The sequence below is a fragment of the Holophaga foetida DSM 6591 genome (genome assembly GCF_000242615.2).
Lineage (GTDB): Bacteria > Acidobacteriota > Holophagae > Holophagales > Holophagaceae > Holophaga > Holophaga foetida.
This window is the reverse complement of record NZ_KI912268.1, coordinates 291,043-317,836: the sequence shown is the minus strand read 5'-3', so window position 1 is coordinate 317,836 and position 26,794 is coordinate 291,043. Positions and strand designations below refer to the sequence as shown.

21 protein-coding genes and 1 riboswitch are annotated in these 26,794 nt (G+C 63.1%); of the genes, 16 read left to right on the top strand and 5 right to left on the bottom strand.

Going from position 1 to position 26,794, the window contains the following annotated elements:
- Nucleotides 1-13: 13 nt before the first annotated feature.
- The 4 genes from HOLFODRAFT_RS0201405 to HOLFODRAFT_RS0201390 form a co-directional block, all read right to left on the bottom strand.
- Entirely contained in the window at nucleotides 14-682 is a 669-nt protein-coding gene (locus HOLFODRAFT_RS0201405) for a redox-sensing transcriptional repressor Rex (RefSeq protein ID WP_005037184.1), read from the bottom strand.
- Between the two features lie 34 nt (nucleotides 683-716).
- Nucleotides 717-1,943, bottom strand: coding sequence for a cofactor-independent phosphoglycerate mutase (locus tag HOLFODRAFT_RS0201400; protein WP_005037185.1), 1,227 nt, complete (start codon nucleotides 1,941-1,943; stop codon nucleotides 717-719).
- Nucleotides 1,943-3,301: a threonine synthase gene (gene thrC / locus HOLFODRAFT_RS0201395; RefSeq protein WP_005037187.1), complete on the bottom strand. Its 1,359-nt coding sequence runs from the start codon at nucleotides 3,299-3,301 to the stop codon at nucleotides 1,943-1,945. The genes HOLFODRAFT_RS0201400 and thrC overlap by 1 nt, the downstream gene beginning before the upstream one ends.
- Nucleotides 3,302-3,447: 146 nt before the next feature.
- Nucleotides 3,448-3,750: a hypothetical protein gene (locus HOLFODRAFT_RS0201390; RefSeq protein WP_005037189.1), complete on the bottom strand. Its 303-nt coding sequence runs from the start codon at nucleotides 3,748-3,750 to the stop codon at nucleotides 3,448-3,450.
- Nucleotides 3,751-3,885: 135 nt separating this feature from the next.
- On the opposite strand from HOLFODRAFT_RS0201390, the gene HOLFODRAFT_RS0201385 reads away from it, so the two are divergent.
- The 5 genes from HOLFODRAFT_RS0201385 to HOLFODRAFT_RS18730 all read left to right on the top strand — a co-directional run bounded on the left by HOLFODRAFT_RS0201385 (nucleotide 3,886) and on the right by HOLFODRAFT_RS18730 (nucleotide 8,156).
- Nucleotides 3,886-5,397: a cellulose synthase family protein gene (locus HOLFODRAFT_RS0201385; protein ID WP_005037191.1), complete on the top strand. Its 1,512-nt coding sequence runs from the start codon at nucleotides 3,886-3,888 to the stop codon at nucleotides 5,395-5,397.
- 8 nt (nucleotides 5,398-5,405) lie between these two features.
- Nucleotides 5,406-5,714 carry an EscU/YscU/HrcU family type III secretion system export apparatus switch protein gene (locus HOLFODRAFT_RS0201380; protein ID WP_005037192.1) on the top strand — a complete coding sequence of 103 codons (309 nt, stop codon included), beginning with the start codon at nucleotides 5,406-5,408 and terminating at the stop codon, nucleotides 5,712-5,714.
- A 115-nt stretch (nucleotides 5,715-5,829) separates the two neighbouring features.
- Nucleotides 5,830-6,711, top strand: coding sequence for a UbiA-like polyprenyltransferase (locus tag HOLFODRAFT_RS0201375; protein WP_005037194.1), 882 nt, complete (start codon nucleotides 5,830-5,832; stop codon nucleotides 6,709-6,711).
- A gap of 46 nt (nucleotides 6,712-6,757) precedes the next feature.
- Complete coding sequence (locus HOLFODRAFT_RS22400) at nucleotides 6,758-7,708, top strand: M23 family metallopeptidase (RefSeq protein WP_005037196.1); 951 nt, start codon at nucleotides 6,758-6,760, stop codon at nucleotides 7,706-7,708.
- A 13-nt stretch (nucleotides 7,709-7,721) separates the two neighbouring features.
- Entirely contained in the window at nucleotides 7,722-8,156 is a 435-nt protein-coding gene (locus tag HOLFODRAFT_RS18730) for a bactofilin family protein (RefSeq protein ID WP_005037199.1), read from the top strand.
- Between the two features lie 12 nt (nucleotides 8,157-8,168).
- Here HOLFODRAFT_RS18730 and ruvB read toward each other — a convergent pair whose 3' ends face one another.
- On the bottom strand, nucleotides 8,169-9,191 hold the full coding sequence (gene ruvB / locus HOLFODRAFT_RS0201360; protein WP_005037201.1) for a Holliday junction branch migration DNA helicase RuvB: 1,023 nt from the start codon (nucleotides 9,189-9,191) through the stop codon (nucleotides 8,169-8,171).
- Between the two features lie 116 nt (nucleotides 9,192-9,307).
- Here ruvB and HOLFODRAFT_RS0201355 point away from each other — a divergent pair, with 116 nt between their 5' ends.
- The 11 genes from HOLFODRAFT_RS0201355 to leuA all read left to right on the top strand — a co-directional run bounded on the left by HOLFODRAFT_RS0201355 (nucleotide 9,308) and on the right by leuA (nucleotide 26,792).
- Nucleotides 9,308-10,831 (top strand): ATP-binding protein, encoded by a 1,524-nt coding sequence (locus tag HOLFODRAFT_RS0201355; RefSeq protein ID WP_005037204.1) that lies wholly within the window; start codon nucleotides 9,308-9,310, stop codon nucleotides 10,829-10,831.
- Nucleotides 10,828-11,346, top strand: coding sequence for a 2-C-methyl-D-erythritol 2,4-cyclodiphosphate synthase (gene ispF, locus HOLFODRAFT_RS0201350; protein ID WP_005037205.1), 519 nt, complete (start codon nucleotides 10,828-10,830; stop codon nucleotides 11,344-11,346). The genes HOLFODRAFT_RS0201355 and ispF overlap by 4 nt, the downstream gene beginning before the upstream one ends.
- Nucleotides 11,347-11,468: 122 nt before the next feature.
- Nucleotides 11,469-11,630, top strand: coding sequence for a rubredoxin (gene rd / locus HOLFODRAFT_RS23685; RefSeq protein WP_005037207.1), 162 nt, complete (start codon nucleotides 11,469-11,471; stop codon nucleotides 11,628-11,630).
- Between the two features lie 18 nt (nucleotides 11,631-11,648).
- Nucleotides 11,649-12,857 carry an FprA family A-type flavoprotein gene (locus tag HOLFODRAFT_RS0201340; protein ID WP_005037208.1) on the top strand — a complete coding sequence of 403 codons (1,209 nt, stop codon included), beginning with the start codon at nucleotides 11,649-11,651 and terminating at the stop codon, nucleotides 12,855-12,857.
- A gap of 200 nt (nucleotides 12,858-13,057) precedes the next feature.
- Complete coding sequence (locus tag HOLFODRAFT_RS0201335; protein WP_005037211.1) at nucleotides 13,058-14,437, top strand: TrpB-like pyridoxal phosphate-dependent enzyme; 1,380 nt, start codon at nucleotides 13,058-13,060, stop codon at nucleotides 14,435-14,437.
- 71 nt (nucleotides 14,438-14,508) lie between these two features.
- Nucleotides 14,509-14,790, top strand: a complete 282-nt coding sequence (ppnP, locus tag HOLFODRAFT_RS0201330; RefSeq protein ID WP_005037213.1) for a pyrimidine/purine nucleoside phosphorylase — start codon at nucleotides 14,509-14,511, stop codon at nucleotides 14,788-14,790.
- 234 nt (nucleotides 14,791-15,024) lie between these two features.
- A complete protein-coding gene (locus HOLFODRAFT_RS0201325; RefSeq protein ID WP_005037215.1) occupies nucleotides 15,025-17,550 on the top strand; it encodes a sodium-translocating pyrophosphatase in 2,526 nt (841 codons plus the stop codon).
- Nucleotides 17,551-17,692: 142 nt separating this feature from the next.
- Nucleotides 17,693-17,872, top strand: a riboswitch (Lysine riboswitch).
- 62 nt (nucleotides 17,873-17,934) lie between these two features.
- Nucleotides 17,935-18,981, top strand: coding sequence for a M20 family metallopeptidase (locus HOLFODRAFT_RS18725; protein WP_005037216.1), 1,047 nt, complete (start codon nucleotides 17,935-17,937; stop codon nucleotides 18,979-18,981).
- A 35-nt stretch (nucleotides 18,982-19,016) separates the two neighbouring features.
- The gene (gene gltB, locus HOLFODRAFT_RS0201315) at nucleotides 19,017-23,645 is read left to right on the top strand and encodes a glutamate synthase large subunit (protein ID WP_026938930.1); all 4,629 of its coding nucleotides are present in this window, start codon (nucleotides 19,017-19,019) and stop codon (nucleotides 23,643-23,645) included.
- A 24-nt stretch (nucleotides 23,646-23,669) separates the two neighbouring features.
- Nucleotides 23,670-25,148: a glutamate synthase subunit beta gene (locus tag HOLFODRAFT_RS0201310; protein ID WP_005037218.1), complete on the top strand. Its 1,479-nt coding sequence runs from the start codon at nucleotides 23,670-23,672 to the stop codon at nucleotides 25,146-25,148.
- Nucleotides 25,149-25,229: 81 nt separating this feature from the next.
- Nucleotides 25,230-26,792, top strand: a complete 1,563-nt coding sequence (gene leuA / locus HOLFODRAFT_RS0201305) for a 2-isopropylmalate synthase (protein ID WP_005037220.1) — start codon at nucleotides 25,230-25,232, stop codon at nucleotides 26,790-26,792.
- Nucleotides 26,793-26,794 lie beyond the last annotated feature (2 nt).

The following is a 26,794-nucleotide window of genomic DNA, read 5'->3' as shown; positions in this document are numbered from 1 at the left end:
AACCTTTCGTCAGTCACTTCTCGGAGTGCGTGGGGAGAACCTTGGCCTGGGAGCGATGACGCTCCGCCAGCTTGCGCGAAATGATGGCCAGGCTGGAGTAGAGTTCCACGTTCTCCACGATCATGCTCTGGGGGAGATCGAGGGTCAGGGGGGCGAAGTTCCAGATGGCCTGGATGCCGGAGCGCACCATCATGTTGGCGATCTCCTGGGCCTTGGCCTCCGGCACGGCGATGATGCCGATGGAGATGTGCATCCGCTTGGCCAGATCCTCGAACTTCTCCGTGGGGAGGACCGTCACCCCCTGGAACTGCTGACCGACCTTGGCGGGGTTGGCGTCGAAAGCCGCGACGATCTTGATGCCGGCCTTCTCGAAGCCCTGATAGCCCAGCAGGGCCAGACCCAGGTTGCCCGCTCCCACCAGGAAGGCATCCGAGGAGTTGTTCCAGTTGAGGAAACGCTCGATGGACTGGATCAGGTCATCCACCCGATGTCCCACCTTGGGCTTGCCGACGCTGCCGGTGGCCGCCAAATCCTTGCGCACCTGGGTGTGATGGATCCCCAGCTCCTCCGCCATCATGGTGGCGGATACGATCTCCTGGCCGTTCTCCTGCAGCCGCCGGAGCAGGTGATAGTAGCGGGGGAGTCGCCTGAGGGTAGGTTCAGGGACTGGCTCCATCTTCATCGTCGGCTCCTGGAAGAAAGGGGTGGCAAGGGAACTACAGCCCGAGGGCGGCGCGAATGAACTGATCCCGCTTCAGCAGCCCCAGGGAACCCTGGGATGCCTGAACCTCGTCGTAGGCCTGGCTGGCGTCGGCGGGAGTGCCTGGGCGCCAGATGGCAAAGGGGACGGGATCATTGGCGTGGGTGCCGGTCTCCACGGGGGTGGGGTGGTCCGGCAGGACCGCAAAGGCGGCCTGGACGCCCTTGGCCTCCAGCCCCTCCATGATGGGGCGGATCAGGCGGTCATCGAGATACTCGATGCAGCGGATCTTGAGGTCCAGATCGCAGCCGTGGGAGGCCTCGTCCGTGGCTTCCACGTGGACGTACACGAAGTCGTGGTCCTCCAGGGCATCCAGCGCAGCCTGGGCCTTGCCTTCGTAGTTGGTGTCGTAGAGGCCGGTGGCCCCCTCCACATCGATGCGAGTCAGCCCCGCGTAGACGCCGATACCGAAGATGAGGTCCACGGCGGAGATCACGGCGCCCTTGACGCCATAGAGGGACTCCATGGTCTCCATCTGGGGGCGGTGCCCCGGAGACCAGACCCAGATGGCATTGGCGGGATCCTTGCCCTTGGCGACGCGGGCCAGGTTCACCGGATGCTTGGCCAGAATGGCTTTGGCCCGCTCGTGCAGGTCGAGGAGACGGGCCACGGTGGATTCCGCTTCGGCACCGTTGGCCTTGGGCAGGAGTTCCGATTCCAGGGTGCCCACGTGATCGTGGGGCGGGGCGCACTCGAAGTCGGCGGAGGCCCAGCCTCCGGGAAGCACCAGAAGGTGGCGGTAGCTCACCCCGGGATGGAAGACGGCGGGGCGATCCCCCTGCCCTCCTCCCAGTTCCCGGTCCAGATCCCGGATCAGGATGGCGGCCTCTTCGGAGCTGATGTGCCCGGCGGAGTGGTTCTTGATCCGTCCCTCGGCATCCAGACAGATGAGGTTGCAGCGCATGGCCACATCCTCCGGGGCCAGGGCCACGCCCATGCTGGCGGCCTCAAGGACGCCGCGCCCCTGGAGGCAGACCCGGGGGTCGTAGCCCAGGACCGAGAGGTTGGCCACATCCGAGCCCTCGGGCATCCCCGTGGGGATGCTGGCGAAAAGCCCAGTGACGCCCTCGCGGGCGATGCGGTCCATGCAGGGCTTCTTGGCGACCATGAGGGGCGTCTTGCCTCCCAGAGCCGCCACGGGACGGTCAGACATGCCGTCGCCGAGGATGATGACGGCCTTCATCAGCGATATTCCTTCTGCAGATGGGCCTTGAAGGCCTCGTAGCTGGCGTCCATCCGGCCGCAGACCTCGGGCTTGTCCTCCAGGCCTTCCAGGCTGGGAGGCAGCGGGGGCTCGACGTTGATGCATGCCTTGACCTCTGCCGGGAACTTGGCGGGGTGGGCGGTTTCCAGAACAATGGAGGTGTAGGCGCGGCTTGAGGGATCGACCTCGTTCAGGCGCTCCAGGCCGGCCCAGCCCACGGAACCATGGGGCTCCAGCATGACCTGGGTTTCGCGGTAGACCCGGGCCAGGGTGGCCTTGGTCTCTTCATCGCTGATGCTCACGGAGAAGAAGTCCCGCCGCAGGGCCTCCATGTCCGGTGCCTGGTGGATATGACCGGTCTCATCCATGCGCCCGCCGTAGAGGGCCACCAGACGGGCAAGGTTGGAGGGGTGCCCCACGTTCATGGCATTGGAGATGCACTCGCGGGAGGGCTCGATCTTCTGGTAGGTTCCGGTGGCCAGGAAGCGGGGCACCTCGTCATTGGCATTGGTGGCCGCCACGAAGCGGGCCACGGGGAGGCCACTCCTGTAGGAGAGGACGCCGCCCATGAGATCGCCGAAGTTGCCGGAGGGCACGGAGAAGACCACCTTCTCCCCAGCGGCGATGTCCGCCAGACGGGAGGCCGCGTAGACGTAGTACACCGACTGGGGCAGCAGGCGTCCGATGTTGATGGAGTTGGCGGAGGAGAGATTGAGCCCTTTGAGATCGGGATCAGCAAAGGCCCTCTTCACCAGGGCCTGGCAGTCGTCGAACTTGCCATCCACCGAGATGGCGGCCACGTTGTTACCCAGGGTAGTCATCTGCTTCCGCTGGCGGTCGGAGACCTCACCGGTGGGGAAGAGCACCAGCACCCGGATCCCCGGGACACCGAGGAAGGCGTGGGCCACGGCGGAGCCGGTGTCGCCGGAGGTGGCGGTGAGGATCAGCAGCTCGGAGCCCTTGGACTGCACCAGACGTCCCAGGGCCCGGCCCATGAAGCGGGCCGCAAAGTCCTTGAAGGAGGCGGTGGGCCCCTGGTCCAGACGCATCACAAAGCGCTTGTCCTGGACCTTCTCCAGGGGGACGGGGAAGTTGTAGGCGTCCTCGCAGATCTCCGCGAGCTGGGCGGGAGTGAAGACCCCCTGGGCATAGGCGCCCAGGATCTCGGCGGCCATGGCGGGGAAGGCCATGTCCCGGGCCCGCTTCAGGAAGTCTGGGGCGAAGGCGGGAACCTCCGATGGCATGTAGAGGCCCTTGTCACTGGCCTGCCCCTGCAGGAGAGCCCCGGCCAGATCGGTGCGGGGGGCGTTCAGATTGGTGCTGTAATACTCGATCATCCAATGGGCTCCAGCGAAAATTCGTCCACTCCCCACCATCTTATCAATGAAGAGGCCGAAACGCCTCAGGGGATGCCGGAGAGATAGCCTCTCACGACATCCCCTGTCTCAGTAAAACCGGAGCCGATAACCGGGAAGCCGGAAGTTCAGCGGCTATACCGCCGCAACATCCTCATATTCCTGCGGTATGCCGCTCCCCGGGTGAAGTTGATGGCAACCTGCTTGGGAAATCGGGTAATGGAGGTGGCGAGGCCGATGAAGGTCCGGACCATCCGGGCCGATGAGCTTCCCTGGCGGGCGGCGTTGTCGTAATAGACCATCAGGGCGCTGCGCATGACGGACTTCGGAAGATTGAAGAGCCCATAGGATTCCAGGACATCGTGGTTGATGCGCCGAGTACCGTCCTGCTCGGTGACGATCAGATCTTCTGGCTTTATTTCCTGGGGCATGGCGCGCTCCTGATCCCTAGTCTATCGGCCCTGGAGCCCTGAAAATCAAGTACCAGATTTCGCACACCTCACACAGCAATGCTGTCAAAATGTTGCAGCGCGGACGCGTATCGGGCCCAGGGAGGCACCCACCACATGAAAACGGCAGTTCTCTCCATCTACTTCACGATCTTATCGATCCTGAGCATTTACGGAGCTCATCGCCTCTGGATGCTGCTGCTTTACTACAAGCACAAGAAGCACGAACCCCAGCCCAAGGGCGACGAGAACTACCTGCCCCACGTCACGGTTCAGCTGGCTGTTTTCAACGAGATGAACGTCATTGAGCGTCTCATGGACTACGTCGTCAAGATGGAGTGGCCCAGGGAGAAGCTGGAGATCCAGCTCCTGGACGATTCCACCGACGAAACCATCAAGGTGGCCCAGGCTGTCTGCGAGCGCTACCGCAAGCTGGGCTTTGATATCGCGTACATCCACCGCACCGACCGCACCGGATTCAAGGCCGGTGCCCTCAACCACGGACTGAAAGTGGCCAAGGGCGAGCTGGTGGCCATGTTCGACGCCGACTTCCTGCCCACCCCCGACTTCCTCAAGAAGGCGGTCCCCCACTTTGCCGACAACAAGGTCGCCTTCGTCCAGGGCTGCTGGGATCACCTGAACCGCGACTTCAACCTCCTGACCCAAGTCCAGGCCATCCTGCTGGACGGCCACTTCGTCTTCGAACACACCGCCCGCCACCGCTCCAACGCCTTCTTCAACTTCTCCGGCACCGCCGGCATGTGGCGCGTCGCCGCCATCGCCGATGCCGGGGGATGGCAGCACGACACCATCACCGAGGATGCCGACCTCAGCTACCGGGCCCAGCTCAAGGGCTGGTGCGGCGTCTACCTCAAGGACCTGGTGGTCCCCGCCGAACTCCCCGTGGAGGTCAACGCATTCAAGAGCCAGCAGCATCGCTGGGCCAAGGGTAATGCCCAGGTCATCCGCAAACTCATGAAGACCCTGCTCACCAGCAAGGAGAGCCTCCACACCAAGGCCGAGTGCTGGTTCCACCTCACCGCCAACTGCAATTACCTCCTGATGGTCATCCTGGCCATCATCATGGTTCCCTGCATGATCCTCCGGGCTGGCACCTCCCCCAAGATGCTGATCATGACGGATGCCCCATTCTTCATCCTCAATGCCGTCAGCGTGGGCCTCTACTTCGGTCTCTCCCAGCGGGAAGCCAGCAACAACAAGAACTGGATCAGGCGCATGAAGTACATCCCGGGCCTCATGAGCCTGGGTATCGGACTGGGCCTCAACCAGGCCAAGGCCGTTCTGGAAGGCTTCTTCACCGATGACATCGAGTTCAAGCGCACCCCCAAGCTGGGCGTAGACCAGCATGGCAACGCCGCCAGCAAGCGCGCCTACAAGGTTCCCAAGAGCTTGGTGACCTTCCTGGAACTGGGCTTTGCGTTCTACTATTTCGCGGCCCTTATCGTGTCGATCTACCTGCGCAAGTGGGCCTCGGTCCCCTTCCTCTGGCTCTTCTTCAGCGGCTTCGCTTACATCAGCCTCATGTCCATGGCCGATATGCAGCTATTCCGCCGTCTTGCGATGGATGAGCTGGAAGACCACGAGAACGCCTCCAGCTTCGTGCAGTAGCCCCCCAAATGGCCCGCCCTCGGCGCCTCAGTGCAGTAGCCCTCCGCTACCAGCCTGAGGCGCCGTTTCTGGATAGCGCCCCCCGTCTGGTGGCCAAGGGACAGGGCCTCCTGGCCGACCGCATCCTGGAACTGGCCAAGGAACACCACATCCCCGTGGAGCAGGATGCAGATCTCCTGGCCCTTCTGGAGCCCCTGGACGTAAACCGCATGATCCCCAAGGAACTCTTCCAGGCTGTCGCCATCCTGCTGGCGACGCTCTACAAGGCCAATAAGCCCGAGGGGCAGGTCGGGCCCGGCGTGCTCCGTCTGAAGTAGAGGCCTCCGGGAACACGGTCAAGGCATGGGAACCGCCTTTGGAAGTACGAGACGATACACTGGTTAGAGAAGGTTGCGACCCCTGAGCGGAAGGGCGTCCCTCCACCGGAGCAAGATGAGCACCAAGCCAAGCTATTTCAGTCAATCCAAAGAACTGCTCGACATGATCAAGTTCGAGCACACGGTATTCGCCCTTCCCTTCGCCCTCCTGGGGGCCATGGCGGGGGCTCAAGGCCTGCCCCCCTGGCGGACACTCTTCTGGATCCTGATGGCCATGGTGGGGGCCCGTACGGCGGCCATGACCTTCAACCGCCTCGCGGATGCAGATATCGATGCGGAGAATCCCCGCACAGCCACACGGGCCCTGCCCGCCGGAAGGGTTTCCAGGGGGGTCGCCCTGGTCTTCCTGGGGCTGTCCATCGTCCTTTTCGGGTATTCGGCGGGCATGCTCGGTCCCCTGCCCTGGAGGCTGGCGCCCCTGGCCCTCTTCATCATCCTGGGCTATTCCCTCTGCAAGCGTTTCACGGCATGGGCCCATGTTGTCCTGGGTCTCTCCCTGGCTGGGGCTCCCCTGGGGGCCTGGATCGCGGTCACAGGGCGCTTCGAACTGACGCCTTGCTTCCTGGCTCTGGGGGTTCTGGCCTGGACGGCGGGTTTCGATATCCTCTATGCCCTTCAGGATGAAGCATTCGACAAGCAGAGGGGCCTGCATTCCATCCCCTCACGTTTTGGCGTGGGGAATGCCCTCGTCCTTTCACGGCTTTTCCATATCGTTGCCCTGGGAGCCTGGGCCGCCTTCAACGCACGGCAGGACGCCCATATCCTCCCCTGGCTGAGCTGGGCGGCGGTGGCCATGATCCTCGCCCGGGAGCAGTGGGTGGTCCGGGGGGGGCGCCTGGACCGCATCGACCACGCCTTCTTCACCCTGAACAGCCTGGTGGGAGCAGTCTTCTTCGCTGGACACCTGCTCGAGTTCATTCTGGGAGCTGTGCTCTAAGTCATCCTGCCTCGACAGACGAGGTGCTTGCGACTAGTTTATTTTAATGGTTCGTAAACCCATCACCCGCCGCGCCATCCGCCTCAGCCGACCGGATCGGGACAAGTTCTTCACCTTGATGCTGGTCTTCAGCCATCGCACCTTCCGGTGGTCCGTAAGACGCAAAGCGGTGCTCTGGGCGGCGGGAACCTTGCTGGCTGTCTATGCCGTGGCCATGATCGGCTCGGCTTATGGGCTATGGGCCTCCAAGCGCCTCATGAGCTTCACCCAGCTCCAGCGCGAGACCGCATCCCAGCAGTGGCAGGTCAAGCAGAGCCTGGAGCAGGCCCAGGGCCTGGAGAAGGAGATCTCCACCCTGAAAGAGCAGCTCTCCGAACTCCTCAAGCAGATCGATCCCAGACAGCCCGTTCCCAGCCTGCCAGCGGTCCCTGGGGGACAGAAGGAGGAAGGCAGCCAGGATCCCAGCAAGATCAGCAGATTGCGGATGGACCTGGAACGCACCAGTGAGCAGGCCAAGCTCATACGCGCCAGCATGGACCCGATCATCGAGCGATGGAACCGCACGCCCTCGATCCTCCCGACAGCGGGCTATCTGAGCTCGGGTTTCGGACTCCGGCTCAGCCCTTTCTCCAAGAACAGCGACAAGGGCGCGGCTCCTGTGGGCTTTCACTCGGGCCTCGATATCTGCAACGCCCCGGGTACCCCCATCCAGGCCACAGCGGATGCCGTCGTGGTCACGGCGGGCTGGATGGACGCCTACGGCTACTGCGTGGTCCTGAGACACTCTGACGAACTCGAAACCCTCTATGCCCACATGTCCCACCTGGAGGTCGTCCCCGGCCAACGCGTGACCCGAGGTCACATCCTGGGTGAAATGGGGCAGTCCGGACAAGCCACCGGGGTTCATCTGCACTACGAAGTGCGCCTGCACGGACGACCGGTCAATCCGAAGCCGTACCTGCGCCTCCAGAAACAATGGCTGTCAGCCCTAACCTGAGCGAGTGTGCACCATGTTCAAGAAGATCCGAAGCAAAGCCCGCACCGAAGCCGCGCCCGCCATCCATACCCTCCTGGGCCGGGGTTCCCGTTGGCAGGGTGAAGCGCATCTCGGCACGGCCAGCCTGAGGGTGGAGGGCACCCTGGAGGGGACCATTCACAGTGAGGGCGAGGTCACCATCGCCCCCACTGGCCTCGTGAAGGGAACCATCCACGCAAAGCACTTGATCGTGACTGGACGCATCGAGGGGGTTTTCAAGGTCGAGGGCTGCCTTGAGATCCATGGCACGGGGTGTGTCGAGGGGGAGGTGGAGGTAGGCACCCTGGTGGTGGATGAAGGGGGCACGCTCCAGGGCACCTGTCAGCGCAAGGGGCAACCGAAGAAGGTGGCCCATGTGGTGCCGGAGAAGGGTGTGGAACCGGTGGAAAAGGATGCCGAGATGCCGTGAGTGGCGCCGTCCCTAGCGGAACAGGGGACCAGCCTCCGCGGCCTTGAGACCGAGGTAGGTGTAGGCCGCTTCCGTAGCCCGTCGCCCCTGGGGGGTGCGGTCCAGGAAGCCGATCTGCATGAGGTAGGGCTCCACCAGATCCTCCAGGCTATCCCCCTCCACCTCACCCAGGGCGGCGGCCAGGGTGCGCACCCCCACGGGCCCACCCTTGAACTTGGTGCACAGGGATTCCAGGTAGCTCCGATCCAGGGCGTCCAGGCCCAGTTCATCCACCTCGTGAAGCGCCAGGCATGCGTCTGCGATGGGCGAGGTAATGATCCCCTGCCCCTTCACCTCGGCGTAGTCTCTGCATCGGCGCAGCAGGCGGTTCACGATGCGTGGGGTTCCCCGGGAGCGCCTGGCAATGGCCTCGGCCCCGGCAGCCTCGATCTCCACTCCCAGCACATGGGCGGTGCGGGTGGCGATGATGGCCAGTTCCGCACGGGTGTAATACTCCAGGCGATGGACCATGCCGAAACGATCATGCAGAGGCTTGCTGAGGAGGCCGGCCCTGGTGGTGGCCCCCACTAGTGTGAAGGGCCGAAGATCCACCTTCAGGGTCTGGGCCGAGGGCCCCTGGCCGATCAGGATGTCCAGCTTGCGATCCTCCATCGCGGAATAGAGCATCTCCTCAATGGCGGCGGAAAGACGATGAATCTCGTCGATGAAGAGGAACTCACCCTCCTCCAGGTTTGTGAGGATGGCAGCAAGATCACCCTTCTTCTCCATGGCGGGTGCCTGGATCACCTTGCAGGGGGATCCCATCTCGTTGGCCAGCACATGGGCCAGGGTCGTCTTGCCCAGGCCGGGGGGACCGAATAGGAGCACATGATCCAGTACGTCCCCTCGCTTGATGGCCGCATGAAGGGCGATCTCGAGGCGGGTCTTCACCTTCTCCTGACCGATGTATTCCGGAAGGCGCTGGGGGCGCAGGGAATATTCGAAGGTCTCGTCGCGCTCGGCGGGGTCCAGATCGGGGTTGCGGTGATAATCCATGGGTCTCAGCTCTTCTCCATTCCCTCACGGGCAGACGTGATTGTCCACTCTCCCCCAAGGGTTCATGATTCTGCCAAGATGTATTTTCATCACATCAATGCCCCTCTGGAGTTCCTGTGGCAGAGCGTTTCTCCATCACCATCCGGGACCGCTACGGCTTTGAGCGATCGATTCCCGTGTCCCGAAGTGTGCTCCTGGGACGCCAGAATCACTGCGACATCGTCCTTCCTGACAGCATGGTGAGCCGGGGACACCTGAAACTCGAACTGGTGGATGGCGTCTGGTGGGCCGAGGACCAGAACTCCTCCCACGGGACCTTCTTCGAGGACCGGCGCATCACCCGGATGAAGTGGGATCCTGAGACCTCCCTTCGGATCGCAGATGGTGCCTACCTCCTGACCCTCCGGAATGAATCCCCCTTCGCGTCAGAAATCAATCTCCAGGCCATCCTCCAGACAGCCCACCTGATGTCTGGGGAGATCGAACTGGATGACCTGCTGGAACAGAGCCTGAACCGCCTTCTGACCATCTCAGGTACGGACCGGGGCTTCATCATGCTCCCCGAGGGGGGGGAACTGGAAGTCAAGGTCCAGCGCAACCTGGGCGAGGACATGACCCGCAACATCCACCTGTCCATGTCCAGTGTCCGAAAGGTCTTCGAGCAGGCCGAACCCATCTGGATCCACAACGTGGCCTCGGACCAGGAGCTCATGGCCCAGCAGTCCGTCATGAACCTCCAGCTCAAGACCATCCTCTGCATGCCTCTCATCGTCCAGGGGAAGTGCATCGGCGTGGTCTACCTGGACAGCCGCAGGATCATCACCGAGCCGGTGGACCGGGCCACCTTCGAGGCCATTGTCTCGCTGTGCGCCATCGCCATCGAGCGCACGCGACTGGCAGAGGAGAGCCTTCACAACCACATCCTGGCCACGGTGGGACAGGTGGCCAGCTCCATCGTCCACGACATCAAGAACGCCCTCTTCGTGATCGCTGGCCACGCCCAGATGATCGGCGCCCACTACGAGGCAGGCGACAAGGCCCAGCACCACGTGGCGGAGATCCTGGGCGCGGTGGAGCGTCTCAGCCAGTTGAGTACCGATGTCCTGGACTATGCAAAGATCCGGGAGACCAAGCTGGAGCCCGTGGAGATCGCCCCGTTCATCAGGAGTCTAGTGGATCCCCAGGAACAGCGGGCCCGGGACCTGGGCATCACCCTGGAGACCGAGGGCCCTGAATGCACGGGTGCCCTGGACCGTTATCGTTTCGCCCGGGTCCTGGAGAACCTCCTGGCCAACGCCATGGATGCCCTTGCAGGGAGGCCCGACGGACGGGTCATCGTGCGCTGGGAGGACTGCCTGGGCGAGATCCGCATGGAGGTGGAAGACAACGGCAAGGGCATCCCCAAGAAGGTGCAGCGCCGGATCTTCGAGCCCTTCTTCACCCACGGCAAACCCAAGGGCACTGGCCTGGGCATGGCGACGGTCAAGAAGATCATGGAGGAGCACAAGGGCGCCATCGAAGTCCGCAGCGAAGAGGGCATGGGCACCCTGGTGAAGATCACGATCCCCAAACAGGGCTGCGCCTCCCCGGAGGTATCCACCGGCGGCTTCAGGACACTGAATTCAAGAGGTCAGGAATGATCCGGGTCGGACAGGGCTTCGATGTACACCGATTCTCGGCCCCGGAGGAGGGCCGCCCCCTGGTGCTCATGGGCATCCAGGTGCCCCACGACCGGGGGCTGGCCGGGCACAGCGACGCGGACGTGATGCTCCACGCCCTCACGGATGCCCTCCTGGGCGCCGCAGGCCTGGGGGATATCGGTCAGCATTTCCCGGACACTGATGCGGCTTACAAGGGTGCCGATTCCGCAGAACTCCTGAAGAACGTCATGGCCAAGCTCCACGGGTTTGGATGGCGGGTGGGCAATGCCGATGTCCTCCTGATCGGGGAACGCCCCAAGGTAGGGCCCCACCGCCAAGCCATGCGGGAGCGCGTGGCACCCATCCTCGGAGTTGAAGTGGAGGCCCTGAACGTCAAAGCTACGACCACGGAAAAGCTTGGGTTCACGGGCCGGGGTGAGGGGTTGGCGGCCCAGGCTGTGGTTCTGCTCATCCGGAGCTCTGCCCGGTTTCTTCTGCCTGAGTCGGACAGGTGACAAAGGGGCTTCTGTCACAAACCTTCGCCGGACTTGCGGCATCCCACAATACAAACCGTCCCAAGCCTTGATGGAGGCGGTGAACCCGTCCAGACTGAACGGACTCACTCCCGGAGGAATCCATGTCCAAGTGGCGCTGCACCGTATGCAACTACATCTATGACCCTGAAGTGGGCGATCCGGACGGCGGCATTGCCCCCGGAACCCCCTTTGAAAGCCTCCCGGATGACTGGGTCTGCCCCCTCTGCGGCGTGGGCAAGAGCGATTTCGAACTGGAAGCCTGATCTGAGGGAGACCGCCCCATGGGCTTGACCACACTCGCTCCTGACGTCTATAGCGTAGGCGTCAAGGATCCGGATCTGGCGATTTTCGATATCGTCATCCCCACCGAATTCGGAACCACCTACAACGCCTACTTGGTGAAGGGATCGGAGAAGATCGCCCTCATCGACTGCGTAAAGCGCCCCTTCGCCGGGGAGTTCCTCCGCCACATCGAGGAAGTCTGCCCGGTCACCTCCATCGACTACGTCATCATCAACCACTCCGAACCGGACCACTCCGGGGCGTTGGCGGATCTCCTCCAGCGCCATCCGGATGTGGAAGTGCTCCTCACCCGCTCGGCCAAGACCTTCGTGGACAACTTGGTGAACCGCGAGTACCGGTTCCGGATCGTGAAGGACGGCGAAGAGCTTTCACTGGGAGACAAGACTCTCTCCTTCGTGGACGCGCCCTTCCTCCACTGGCCCGACACGATGCTCACCTGGCTGAAGGAGGACCGGCTCCTCTTCACCTGCGATTTCCTGGGGGCCCATTACGCCAGCGATGTCGACTTCAACGATGAACTGGCGGACCCGGAAGCCGCCCGCAAGGCCTTCGAGTTCTACTACGCCACCATCATGCGGCCCTACAAGGAGCACATCCTGAAGGCCGCCGTACGGGTGCGGGAGCTGGACCCGGTCATGATCGCCCCCTCCCATGGCCCCATCCTGCGGAAGGATCCCCTCTCCTATCTGGCTTACTACGAGGAACGGGCCTCCATCCTGAACCGCACCCAGGAGTTCAGGGTACCGGTGGTCTATGTCTCGGCCTACGGAAACACCGAGGCCATGGCCCGGAAAGTGGCCCAGGGACTCACGGAAGGCGGGGTGAAGCCCATCCTCATCAACGCGGTGGAGAAGGGCATCCCAGCCATCATCGACGAGTTCGAGCAGGCCTCCGGTTTCCTGATCGGCACCCCGACATTGAACGCCGATGTGCCCCATCCCATCCTGGAGCTCGTGGCCTCCCTGGTTTTCCTGAACATGCGCGGCAAGCCCGCCTCGGTCTTCGGATCCTACGGCTGGAGCGGTGAGGCGGTCCGGACGGTCCAGGACATCCTGTTATCCATGCGGATGAAGGTGGGACCGGATCCCATCAAGGTCCGCATGACCCCTTCGGCTGAGGAGCTCAACGCCTGTGTCGAGTTCGGACACGCCTTCGCCGAGATCGTGAAGAATCCGAGCGCAAAATAGCCAGCCATACTGCAGGAAAAGGGGCCGCCACAGCGGCCCCTTTTCCTGCAGACAGAATTCTTCGACCGGTCGAACGTGCCTTACCTGATAACGGAATCGCAGTCAATAAACAGCTAGTATCGTTTACACCCATGCGGCAGATCGCTAAAATGGCGACAGGCTTCACTCGATTCTTCCAAAGCAGTTAAAGAAAGGTGCTCATGACTTCATCCAAGCCCCGCAAGATCATCCTGGCCGAAAAGGACATGCCAACGGCCTGGTACAACGTCATGGGTGATATGCCCAATCCTCCCGCAGCAGTGCTCCACCCCGGCACGCACCAGCCCGTGTCCCTCGAGGACATGACCGCCATCTTCCCCCTTGAAATCGTCAAGCAGGAGATGTCTCCCGAGCGCTACATCGACGTCCCCGAGGAAGTCCAGGACATCCTCAAGTCCTGGCGCCCCTCGCCGCTCTATCGTGCCACCCAGCTCGAGAAGGCCCTGGATACTCCCGCCCACATCTACTACAAGTACGAAGGCGTCTCCCCCTCCGGCAGCCACAAGAGCAACACCGCTGTGGCCCAGGCCTACTACAACAAGAAGGAAGGCACCAGGTACATCACCACCGAGACCGGTGCGGGCCAGTGGGGCTCCGCCCTCTCCCTGGCGGGCAGCCTCTTCGACATCGACATCAAGGTCTTCATGGTGAAGGTGAGCTACGGCCAGAAGCCCTACCGCCGCCTGATGATGGAGACCTGGGGCGCCAAGGTCATCCCCAGCCCCAGCATGGAGACCGCCTATGGCCGCTCCATCCTGGCCAAGGATCCGGACAACCAGGGTTCCCTAGGCATCGCCATCTCCGAGGCCGTGGAACTGGCCCTCCAGCGGGACGACACCAAGTATGCCCTGGGCTCCGTGCTGAACCATGTGGCCCTGCACCAGACCATCATCGGCCTGGAAACCATCAAGCAGCTGGAAGTCTTCGAGGATCAGGCCGACATCGTGATCGGCTGCCACGGCGGCGGCTCCAATTTCGCGGGCCTCTGCTTCCCCTTCGTGGGCCAGAACCTCCGGGGCGAGCGCGGCCAGAACAAGGCCCGCTGCATTGCCGTGGAGCCTTACAGCTGCCCCACCCTCACCAAGGGGACCTACGCATTCGACTTCGGCGATACCGCCGGGATGACGCCCATCATGAAGATGTTCACCCTGGGCCACGACTTCATGCCCCCCGGCATCCACGCCGGCGGCCTGCGCTACCACGGCGCTTCACCCCTGGTGAGCCAGCTCCTCCACGAGGGGCACATTGAAGCCCGCAGCGTCCACCAGATCCCCAGCTTCGAAGCCGCCGTCCTCTTCGCCCGCACCGAGGGAATCCTCCCGGCGCCCGAATCTTCCCATGCCATCCGCGCGGCCATCGATGAGGCCCTCAAGTGCAAGGAGGAGGGCCTGTCCAAGACCATCGTCTTCAACCTCACCGGTCATGGCCACTTCGACATGAGCAGTTACGAGCGCTATCTCTCCGGCCAGCTTGAGGACTATGAGTTCCCGGACGACGCCCTGACGGAAACCCTGGCCAGCCTGCCCGAGATCAAGGGCTGAACCGCCCATTTCCCCTTCGCGCTGGAGGCCTCCCGAGGTTTCCAGCGCGAAGACTTGATAAGGATTACATAATGCTTCAGGTCAACGAATACTTCAACGGAACCGTGAAGTCCATCGCCCTCCAGGAGAAGGAGGGGCGCGCCACAGTGGGCGTCATGGCGAAGGGGGAATACGAATTCGGCACGGATTGTGTAGAAATCATGACCGTGGTCGCAGGCCAGCTCACCGTCAAGCTCCCCGGCGAAGACAAGTGGCAGGACTACCTCCCCGGCTCATCTTTCGAGGTGGCTGCCAAGGTCAAGTTCCAGCTCAAGGTCCCCGTGGATACCGCATATCTGTGCCGTTATCGCTGATCCAGGCTTGCCATAATGGCCTTGTTTTGGCAAAGTTAACGGGTTAGCCGCAGCGCAATCTTCTTCCGGAATTCCATTTGGGTTCGCTGCGTACCCGGCATCTTGTTCCTACCCTGCCTCGGCGGGGCTCAGTCACTCCTTGAATCATCAATCCTTCACATCCTTCTGCTACGCAGATCCATTCACCAATAAGGGGGAATATCCATGGTGCAGGCAAGTCAAGGAGTCGGTCTGATGGACCGACTCGCCAAGGGGCTTCGGTCCATCCGATGGGGAGTAATCCCCGCATTCCTGATGCTGCTGGCGTGTTCGGGTTGGGCACAGGCCAGTGAAGCCGATCTCGTGATCCCCGACCTCAAGGGCGAACTCTTCCTCGGCACCATCACAGGCCATGGCCTCTTCCTGATCGGCTTGGTGGTCTGCCTGGCCGGCATCGCCTTTGGCCTCTGGAAATACTCCCAGATCAAGGCTCTGCCCGTCCACAAGTCCATGTCGGACATCTCCGAGCTGATCTACGAGACCTGCAAGACCTACCTGATCACCCAGGGCAAGTTCCTGTCCGTGCTCTGGCTCTTCATCGCCATCATCATGGTGGTCTACTTCGGCGCCCTCCAGCACTACACCGTGGGCAAGCTGGTCACGATCGTGATCTTCAGCATCATCGGCATCCTGGGCAGCTTCAGCGTCGCCTGGTTCGGCATCCGCATCAACACCTTCGCCAACAGCCGCACCGCCTTCGCTTCCCTGAAGGGCAAGCCCTTCCCCACCATGGCGATTCCCCTGGAAGCCGGCATGAGCATCGGCATGCTGCTCATCAGCGTCGAACTCCTGCTGATGCTCATCATCCTGCTCTTCATCCCCGGCGATCAGGCCGGTCCCTGCTTCATCGGCTTCGCCATCGGTGAATCCCTTGGCGCCGCTGCCCTCCGCATCGCGGGCGGCATCTTCACCAAGATCGCCGACATCGGCTCCGACCTCATGAAGATCGTCTTCAAGATCAAGGAAGACGATGCCCGCAACCCCGGCGTGATCGCCGACTGCGTGGGCGACAATGCTGGCGACTCCGTGGGCCCCACGGCCGATGGATTCGAAACCTACGGCGTCACCGGCGTGGCCCTGGTCACCTTCATCCTGCTGGCGGTCAACGAGGGCACCGCAGGCGCGGCCTACAAGACCATCCAGATCCAGCTCCTGGTGTGGATCTTCGTCATGCGCATCGGCATGGTGGTGACCTCCGCCATCTCCTACTGGATCAATGGCGCCATTGCCAAGGCCAAGTTCGCCAACGCCGCCAAGTTCAACTTCGAAACCCCCCTCACCACCCTGGTGTGGCTGACCTCCATCATCTGCATCATCGCCACCTACGGCCTGTCCTACCTCCTGATTCCCAACCTGGGTGGCAGCACCAGCCTCTGGTGGAAGCTCTCCTCCATCATCACTTGCGGCACCCTGGCCGGCGCAGTGATCCCCGAGCTGGTGAAGTCCTTCACCTCCACCAACTCCGCCCACGTCCGCGAAGTGGTCACCGCCTCCCGCGAGGGCGGCGCCAGCCTCAACATCCTGAGCGGTCTGGTGGCTGGTAACTTCAGCGCCTACTGGATGGGCATCGTCATCGTCATCCTCATGGGCGCTGCCTGGGCCGTTTCCACCCTCGGCCTGGGCGCCCTGATGACCGCCCCCGCCATCTTCTCCTTCGGTCTGGTGGCCTTCGGCTTCCTGGGCATGGGCCCTGTGACCATCGCCGTGGACTCCTACGGCCCCGTGACCGACAATGCCCAGTCCGTCTACGAACTCTCCACCATCGAAGCCATCCCCGGCATCGAGAAGGAGATCGAGAAGGACTTCGGCTTCAAGCCTGACTTCGACGAAGCCAAGCTCTACCTCGAAGAGAATGACGGCGCCGGCAACACCTTCAAGGCCACCGCCAAGCCCGTGCTCATCGGCACCGCCGTCGTGGGCGCCACCACCCTGATCTTCTCCATCATCCAGATGCTGAGCACCAAGTTCGGTCATGCCCAGGTGGTCGAGGGGCTCTCCATCCTGAACCCCCTGTTCCTGCTGGGTCTCATCACCGGCGGCGCCGTCATCTTCTGGTTCTCCGGCGCCTCCATCCAGGCCGTGTCCACCGGTGCCTACCGCGCCGTGGAGTTCATCAAGAACAACATCAAGCTCGATTCCAACGCCACCAAGGCCTCCGTGGAAGACAGCAAGAAGGTTGTGGCCATCTGCACCCAGTACGCGCAGAAGGGCATGTTCAATATCTTCCTGGCGGTCTTCTTCAGCACCCTGGCCTTTGCCTGCGTCAACCACTTCTTCTTCATCGGCTACCTGATCTCCATCGCCATCGTGGGCCTCTACCAGGCCATCTTCATGGCGAACGCCGGCGGTGCCTGGGATAACGCCAAGAAGCTGGTGGAGACCGAGCTGAACCTGAAGGGCACCGAACTCCATGCCGCCTGCGTCGTGGGTGACACCGTGGGTGACCCCTTCAAGGACACCTCCTCCGTGGCCCTGAACCCCGTGATCAAGTTCACGACCCTCTTCGGCCTCCTGGCCGTAGAGCTGGCCATCACCCTGAACCCCGCCGTGAGCCATGCTGCTGCTTTCGTGTTCTTCCTGGTTTCCCTGGTCTTCATCTGGCGTTCCTTCTACGCCATGCGAATCCCTGCCGTGGAGGAGCCCACCGAGCTCGGCGGCCACAAGGCCCACGTGCCCCTGCCCGCCCACCACGTGGAAGAGGCGGACTTCGAAGAGGCCTGATCCAGGTTTCTGATCACTGGACGAGGGGGCAGCTGACTGCCCCCTCGTTTTTTTATTACGGTAACAAAAAAACGGGCAGGATCTTTTCGTATCCAGAATCCCGTTGCCACTTGTCAAATCCGCTCAATTTTGTCATGGTTAAGAAACCGATGGAGGAGCGATCCCCATCAGTAGATTCCAGGAGGGTGATGAGCCCAATGAGCGGAGTCGAAAGGGGTGGATCGCCGAAGGGCAGACGTGTCATCAGCGTGTGTCCTGGACGTTCGGGCTAACACCCGGCGGCTGTCGCAGCGCAAAATCGTTGCGGAGTGCCTGAGGACGTAAACCGGGGGCCCCATCGGGTTCCAGGGTTGGTTCTAAGGCTTCCCTCGGTAGGAGGCACTTGTGGAATCACCCAACCCCCAGCACGCTCAGACCTCCATGGCACTGGCCATGCTGGTGGAGCTCTGCGCCCAGGAATCCCCCTCCGGCAAGGAGTCAGGGATCCTGAAGCCCCTGCTCCCCATGCTGGAACGCCTGGGAGCTGCCGTCGAAGTCCGGGAGCCTGTCCGCGGACGATGCAACGTACTGGCCACCTGGGGCGAACCCAAGGTCCTTTTCTCGACCCATCTCGACACGGTGCCCCCTTTCCTCCCGGTGCGGGTCGAGGGGAACCGGGTCTACGGGCGGGGCGCCTGCGACGCCAAGGGCCAGATCGTGGCCCAGCTCCTGGCCATCGAAACGCTCCTGGCCCAGGGCAAGACCGGCTTTGCCTGGCTGGGTGTGGCCGGGGAGGAGACCGATAGCCTCGGGGCCCAGGACGCCCTTCGCTGGAGGGATCGTTTCCTGCAGTGCCGCGCCCTGATCAATGGCGAACCCACCGAGCTGAAGCTCGGCACGGGTCAGCGCGGGCTGGAGAGCGTGGTGCTCTGCTGCAAAGGACAGGCAGCCCACAGCGGCAGCCCTGAGTTGGGGCGCAGTGCCATCCTGGACCTCTTCAGCTGGATCCAGAGCATCCAGGCCCGGCCCGGCCCGGTGGATCCGCAGCTGGGGCCCGAGGTTTGGAATCTCGGGACCATCCAAGGCGGGGAGGCTGTCAACGTGGTCCCGGCCCATGCCGAGGCCCGCATCCTGGCGCGCACGGTGCCCGGCACTACATTCTGGGAGTCGCTCATGGGCTTCCAGCCCGAGGGCGCTTCTGTGGAATCCATCCTTTCGGAACCCTGGGACCGCTACCCTGAGATCCCCGGCTTCGAACACGCCCCCATGCCCTTCGGATCCGACGCACCCCGGCTCCGCAAACTGATCCCCGATCAGACAGTAGTGCTGGCGGGACCGGGCAGCATCCGGGTGGCCCACACCGACGACGAACACATCGACCTTGAAGACTTGACCGCAGGCATAGAGCTCAACCTCAGACTTGCCTCGCACTTTATGGAGGACCAGCCATGAAACACCCAGGACACGCGAATCACGCTGAGGATGCCATGAACACCAATGCTGCCACCACCAAGCCCGCCGGTCTCCCCCCCAAGCAGGGCCTCTACGACCCCAGGTTCGAACACGATGCCTGCGGCATGGGCGTCGTCGTCAATATCGATGGGAAAAAGGATCACCGGATCGTAGAGCAGGCCCTCACGGTCCTGACGAACCTCACCCATCGCGGTGCCCGTGGTTCGGAGCCCAACTCCGGCGACGGCGCCGGCATCATGATCCAGATCCCCCATAAGTTCTTCCAGAAGAAGGCCGACAAGAAGGGCTTCAAGCTCCCGGAGCCCGGTGAATACGGCGTGGGCGTCATCTTCATGCCCCCCGATGTGGCTCATCAGCGCGCCATCGAGATCCACTTCGAGAAGATCGTCGCCGCCGAGGGCCAGAAGGTCCTGGGCTGGCTCTCCATGAGCACGGACAACTCGGACCTGGGAGAGACGGCCAAGCGCAGCGAACCCCGCCAGCGCCAAGTCTTCATCGCCCGCAACCCCAAGATCACGGATCCCATGGAGTTCGAGCGCAAACTCTACGTCATCCGCAAGCGTGCCGAGAACGAGATCCGCTACGGAAGCAACCTCACCAGCGGCGAATACTTCTACGTCTCCAGCCTTTCCTACAAGACCATCATCTACAAGGGGCAGTTCGTCTCTGATCAGGTGACCGGCTACTTCACCGACCTCGCCGATCCCGATGTGGAAAGCGCCCTGGCCCTGGTCCACTCCCGCTTCAGCACCAACACCTTCCCCAGCTGGGAGCGCGCCCACCCGTACCGTTACATCATCCACAACGGCGAGATCAACACCCTGCGCGGCAACATCAACTGGATCCGCGCCCAGGAGAAGTCCCTGGAGTCCGAGATCTTCGGCGACGATATGGCCAAGATCCTTCCCATCATCCAGCCCGATGGCAGCGACTCGGCGATGTTCGACAACTGTCTGGAGTTCCTGGTGCTGGCGGGCCGCCCCCTGCCCCACGCCATGATGATGATGATCCCCGAGCCATGGTCCCGTCACGAGACCATGGACGACGACAAGAAGGCCTTCTACGAGTACCACGCCCACCTGATGGAACCCTGGGACGGCCCCGCCGCCATGGGCTTCACCGACGGCACCGTGGTCGGCGCCATGCTGGACCGCAACGGACTGCGCCCGGCCCGCTACTACGTCACCAAGGACAACCAGCTCATCCTGGCCTCCGAAGTGGGCGTCCTGCCCATCGCCCCTGAGAACATCGAGCAGCTGGGCCGCCTCGAGCCGGGCCGCATGCTCCTGGTGGACACCGAGCAGAAGCGCATCATCAGCGACCAGGAGATCAAGCGCCAGATCGCCACCGAGCACCCCTACCGCGATTGGCTGAACAAGTACCAGGTGCGCCTGGAGGATCTGCCCCAGGCCAAGGCCGACCAGCTGCCCAAGACCGACTACGAAACCATCATCAAGCGCCAGCGGGCCTTCGGCTACACCGACGAAGATCTGCGCCTCATCCTGGCCCCCATGGCCGAGAACGCCATTGAGCCCATCGGCGCCATGGGCACCGACACCCCCCTGGCGGTCTTCTCCAACAAGCCCAAGCTCCTCTACAACTACTTCAAGCAGCTCTTCGCCCAGGTCACCAACCCCCCCATCGACGCCATCCGCGAGGAACTCATCATCGCCACCGAGGTGATGGTCGGCGCCGACAGCGATCTGCTGAAGCCCAGCCCCCAGAACTGCCATCAGCTGCGCCTGGACTACCCCATCCTCACCAACGAGGAACTGGCCCAGATCCGCTCCTCCAAGATTCCCGGCTTCGTCACCACCACCCTGCCCTTCCTTTACAAGGCCGGGTCCGGTGCCAAGGGCATGGCCCTGGGCATGGAGGAACTCTACGCCGCGGCGGACGCTGCCATCGCCCGGGGCATCAACATCATCGTCCTCTCCGACCGTGAGATGGACAGCACCCACGCCCCCATCCCGGCCCTCCTGGCCCTCTCCGGTCTGCACCACCACCTGGTCCAGAACGGCACCCGCACCCGCATCGGCCTCATCGTCGAAAGCGGCGAGCCCCGCGAGGTCCACCACTTCGCGGCCCTCATCGGCTACGGTGCCACCGCCGTCAATCCCTACCTGGCCTACGAGTCCATCGACAACATGATCCTGATGGGCCAGATCATGACCGTGGACCGCGAGAAGGGTTACAAGAACTACGTCAAGGCAGCCATCAAGGGCGTGGTCAAGACCCTCTCCAAGATGGGCATCTCCACGATCCAGAGCTACTGCGGCGCCCAGATCTTCGAGGCCGTGGGCATCCACCAGAGCGTCATCGACAAATACTTCACCTGGACCCCTTCCCGCATTGGCGGCGTGGACCTGGATGTCATCGCCCAGGAAGCCCAGATGCGCCACGAGGCAGGCTTCCCCCCCTACCCCACCAATGCCGAGCAGACCCTGGTCATCGGCGGCGAGTATCAGTGGCGGAAGGAGGGTGAATACCACCTCTGGAACCCCGAGACCATCTACACCCTCCAGCAGTCCTGCTGGAACGGGGACTACAGTGCCTTCAAGCAGTATTCGAAGGCGATCAACGAGCAGGACACGAGCCTGAAGACCATCCGTGGCCTCTTCGAGTTCAAGCTCGCCAACCAGCCCCTCCCCCTTGAGGAAGTCGAGCCGGTGGAAGCCATCGTCAAGCGCTTCAAGAGCGGCGCCATGAGCTTCGGCTCCATCAGCAAGGAAGCCCACGAGACCATCGCCATCGCCATGAATCGCCTGGGTGGCAAGAGCAACTCCGGTGAGGGCGGCGAGGATCCCGGGCGCTTCAAGCCCCTGCCCAACGGCGATTCCAAGTGCAGCGCCATCAAGCAGGTGGCCTCCGGCCGCTTCGGCGTCACCAGCGACTACCTCATGAGCGCCAAGGAACTCCAGATCAAGCTCGCCCAGGGCGCCAAGCCCGGCGAGGGCGGCCAGCTCCCGGGCCGCAAGGTCTACCCCTGGGTGGCCAAGGAACGTCACTCCACGCCCGGCGTCGGCCTGATCTCCCCCCCGCCCCACCATGACATCTACTCCATCGAGGACTTGGCCGAACTGATCTACGACCTCAAGAACGCCAACCGCGAGGCCAGGATCAACGTCAAGCTGGTGTCCGAGATCGGCGTGGGAACCATCGCCGCCGGCGTTGCCAAGGCCCATGCGGATGTGGTCCTCATCAGCGGCTACGATGGCGGCACCGGTGCCTCCCCCGTCAGCAGCATCAAGCACACCGGCCTCCCCTGGGAGCTCGGCCTTGCCGAGACCCATCAGACCCTGGTACTCAACAACCTGCGCGACCGCATCGTGGTGGAGACCGACGGCCAGCTCAAGACCGGCCGCGATGTTGTCGTCGCCGCCCTCCTGGGCGCCGAGGAATACGGCTTCGCCACCACCCTCCTGGTGACCATGGGCTGCGTGCTGCTGCGCGCCTGCCACCTGGACACCTGCGAAGTGGGCGTCGCCACCCAGAACCCCGAGCTGCGCAAGAACTTCAAGGGCAAGCCCGAATACATCATCAACTTCCTGACCTTCATCGCCCAGGAGATGCGAGAGATCATGGCCCAGCTCGGCTTCCGCACCATCGACGAGATGGTGGGCCGCTCCGACAGGCTGGAGATGCGCGAGGCCATCTCGCACTGGAAGGCCCAGGGCCTGGACTACTCCGAGCTCCTCTACCGCCCCGACATGGGCGATGACGTGCCCGTGCGCTGCACCAAGAAGCAGGACCACGGCATGGAGCAGACCCTGGACTACCAAGTGCTCCTGGATCTGGCCAAGCCAGCCCTGGAGCGCGGCGAAAAGGTCAGCGCCACCCTTCCCATCCGCAGCCTGAACCGCGTGGTCGGCACCATGCTGGGCAGCGAAATCACCCGCAAGTATGGTGCTGAGGGCCTGCCCGAGGACACCATCCAGCTCCACTTCAAGGGCTCCGCGGGTCAGAGCTTTGCCGCCTTCGTCCCCAAGGGCCTCTCCATGACCCTGGAAGGCGACTCCAACGACTACCTTGGCAAGGGCCTTTCGGGCGGCAAGATCGTCGTCTATCCCATGGAGGGCACCACCTTCGTGGCCGAGGAGAACATCATCGTCGGCAACGTCGCATTCTACGGCGCAACCTACGGCGAAGCCTTCATCCGCGGCATGGCCGGTGAGCGCTTCTGCGTGCGCAACAGCGGCGTCACCGCCGTGGTCGAGGGCGTGGGCGACCACGGCTGCGAATACATGACCGGAGGCCGCGTCGTGGTCCTGGGACGCACCGGACGCAACTTCGCGGCGGGCATGTCCGGCGGCGTCGCCTACGTGCTGGACGAGAAGGGCAGCTTCCCCATCCACTGCAACCAGGAGATGGTCAGCCTGGAACCTGTGGAAGGCAAGGATGCCGAAGAGCTCAAGGCCCTGGTCGAGAAGCACTACACGGCCACCAAGAGCGCCGTAGCCCAGCGGCTCCTGGCGGACTGGGACAAATCGCTGTCCAAGTTCGTCAAGGTCATGCCCAAGGACTACAAGCGCATGCTGGAGGCCTTCGAGGAGGTCGCCGCCAAGGGTCTCAGCGGCGAGGAAGCCATCATGGCCGCCTTCGAGCTGAACAAGAACGACAAGACCCGCGTGAGCGGCAACTAGACCTGGCGAGGAGAGGAGTAGATTATGGGCAAGCCCACTGGATTCATGGAATTTGAGCGAGAACTCCCCGCCGATCGCACCCCTGCGGAGCGACTCAAGGACTGGAACGAGTTCCATCTCCACATGCCGGAAGAGGATCTGAAGCGCCAAGGCGCCCGCTGCATGGACTGCGGCATCCCCTTCTGTCACACCGGCGGCCTCTTCAAGGGCATGGCGGCCGGATGCCCGGTGAACAATCTCATCCCCGAATGGAATGACTTGATCTACCGGGGCATGTGGAAACAGGCCTACGAGCGCCTGGCCAAGACCAACAACTTCCCGGAGTTCACGGGCCGGGTCTGCCCCGCCCCCTGCGAGGGCTCCTGCACCCTGGGGATCCACTATCCCCCGGTGACCATCAAGAACATCGAGTGCACCATCATCGACAGGGCCTTCGAAGAGGGCTGGATCCAGCCCCAGCCCCCGGTCCACCGCACCGGCAAGCAGGTGGCCGTGGTGGGCTCCGGTCCCGCCGGTCTGGCCGCCGCCACCCAGCTCAACAATGCCGGGCACCTCGTAACCGTCTTCGAGCGCTCGGATCGCGTGGGCGGCCTGCTGATGTATGGCATCCCCAACATGAAGCTGGACAAGAAGGTGGTGCAGCGCCGGGTGGACCTCATGGCCTCCGAACGCGTGAAGTTCATCACCAGCACCGAGGTTGGCAAGGACTATCCCGCCGATCAGCTCCTCAAGGAGTTCGACGCGGTGATCCTGGCGGGCGGGGCCACCAAGCCCCGGGACCTCCCCATCGAGGGCCGCAACCTCAAGGGGGTCCACTTCGCCATGGAGTTCCTCCACGCCAACACCGCCAACCTCCTGGATGAGGGCGAGGGTTCCTCCATCTCCGCCCAGGGCAAGGATGTCATCGTCATCGGCGGCGGCGACACCGGCACCGACTGTGTGGGGACCTCCCTGCGCCATGGCTGCCGCAGCGTCATCCAGCTCGAGATCATGAACCGGCCCCCTGAGGTCCGGGCCGAGAGCAACCCCTGGCCCGAGTGGCCCGTCGTCTTCAAGCAGGACTACGGCCAGGAGGAGTTCCAGGCCCTCCACGGCCAGGATCCCCGGGTCTACACCATCACCGCAAAGCGCTTCGTGGGCGATGAGCAGGGCCACCTCAAGGAAGTCCACACCGTGAAGGTGGAGTGGGTCAAGGACGACCAGGGCCGCATGATCCCCAAGGAGATCCCCGGCTCCGAGAAGGTCTACCCCGCCCAGCTCGTCCTGCTGGCCATGGGCTTCCTCGGCCCCGAGGACCAGCTCCTGGAGCAGCTCGGCGTCGAGCGGGATCCCCGCAGCAACGCCAAAGCCGAGTACGGCAAGTTCGCGACGAACATCCCAGGCATCTTCGCCGCCGGCGATATGCGCCGCGGCCAGAGCCTGGTGGTCTGGGCCATCAACGAAGGCCGGGCCGCCGCGCGCGAATGCGACCGATTCCTGATGACCACTACCCATCTGCCCTGACTTATGCGAGGGTGAAATGAGCGCCGGCCCCGCACCAGGGGTCGGCCTTGGCGTTAGCAGGCATCATGACGAGGGTACCGAATGTCCGATAGGGTCATCATTTTCGACACCACGCTCCGGGATGGCGAGCAGGCCCTGGCCGCCAGTCTGACAGTCAAGGAGAAGCTGCAGATCGCCCTGGCCCTCGAACGCCTCGGGGTCGACGTCATGGAGGCCGGCTTCCCCATCTCCTCCCCCGGTGATTTCGAGTCGGTCCAGACCATCGCCCGTGCCATCAAGAACAGCCGCGTCTGCGCCCTCTCCCGGGCCATGGAGAAGGATATCGATGCCGCCGGCGAAGCCCTGAGGGTCGCCAGCCAGTTCCGCATCCACACCTTTATATCGACATCAACCATTCATGTCGAAAGCAAGCTCAAGAAGGGCTTCGAGGATGTCCTGGAGATGGGCATCCAGGCGGTGAAGCATGCCCGACGCTACACCGACGACGTGGAGTTCTCCTGCGAGGACGCGGGCCGCACCCCCATCGATCACCTCTGCCGCATGGTGGAGGGGGTCATCTCGGCCGGAGCCACCACCGTCAACATTCCGGACACCGTGGGATACACCGTTCCCAGCGAGTTCGGAAACATCATCAAGACCCTCTTCGAGCGGGTGCCCAACATCCACAAGGCCGTGATCTCGGTCCATTGCCACGATGACCTGGGCATGTCGGTCGCCAACTCCATCACGGCCCTCCAGCATGGCGCCCGGCAGATCGAGTGCACCATGAATGGCCTGGGGGAACGGGCGGGCAATTGTTCCCTGGAAGAGGTGGCCATGATCATCAAGACCCGGCAGGCCATGCTCGGGCTGCACACCGGGATCCACCACCAGGAGATCCACCGCACCAGCCAGCTGGTGAGCCACCTGTGCAACATGCCCATCCAGCCCAACAAGGCCATCGTGGGGGCCAACGCCTTCAGCCACTCCTCCGGCATCCACCAGGACGGCGTCCTCAAGGCCAAGAACACGTACGAGATCATCACCCCCGAGAGCATCGGCCTGCCCCAGAACGTTCTGAACATGACCTCCCGCTCGGGGCGTCACGTCATCAAGCACCGCATGGAGACCATGGGCTATCCGGAAGGGAGCTATGACCTGGATCAGCTCTACGAGAGCTTCCTCAAGCTGGCGGATCGGAAGGGCCAGGTCTATGACTACGATCTGGAGGCCCTGCTCTTCTTCAATCAGCTCCACGAAGAGCCCGAATACTTCAAGATCAACTACCTGAGCGTGCAGTCCGGCGCCAGCGTCCTGGCCACCGCCAGCCTGCGGGTCCAGGTGGGGGAAGAGGAAGTGGCGGAAGCCGCCACCGGCAACGGCCCCGTGGACGCGGTCTACCAGTGCATCACACGGATCACGGGCTTTGACCTCCGCATCGCCAACTACGAGCTCAAGAGCAAAACCGAGGGCACCGACGCCCTGGGCCAGGTTGACATCGTGGCCGAGTTCGAAGGCCGCAAGTTCCATGGCATGGGCCTGGCGACGGATATCGTGGAGGCCTCGGCCCAGGCCCTGGTCCACGTCGTCAACCACATCTACCGCGCCAAACAGGTTGCCGAGTACAAAGAGCAGTTCCAGAGAACCCGAATGGAGACCATCTGACC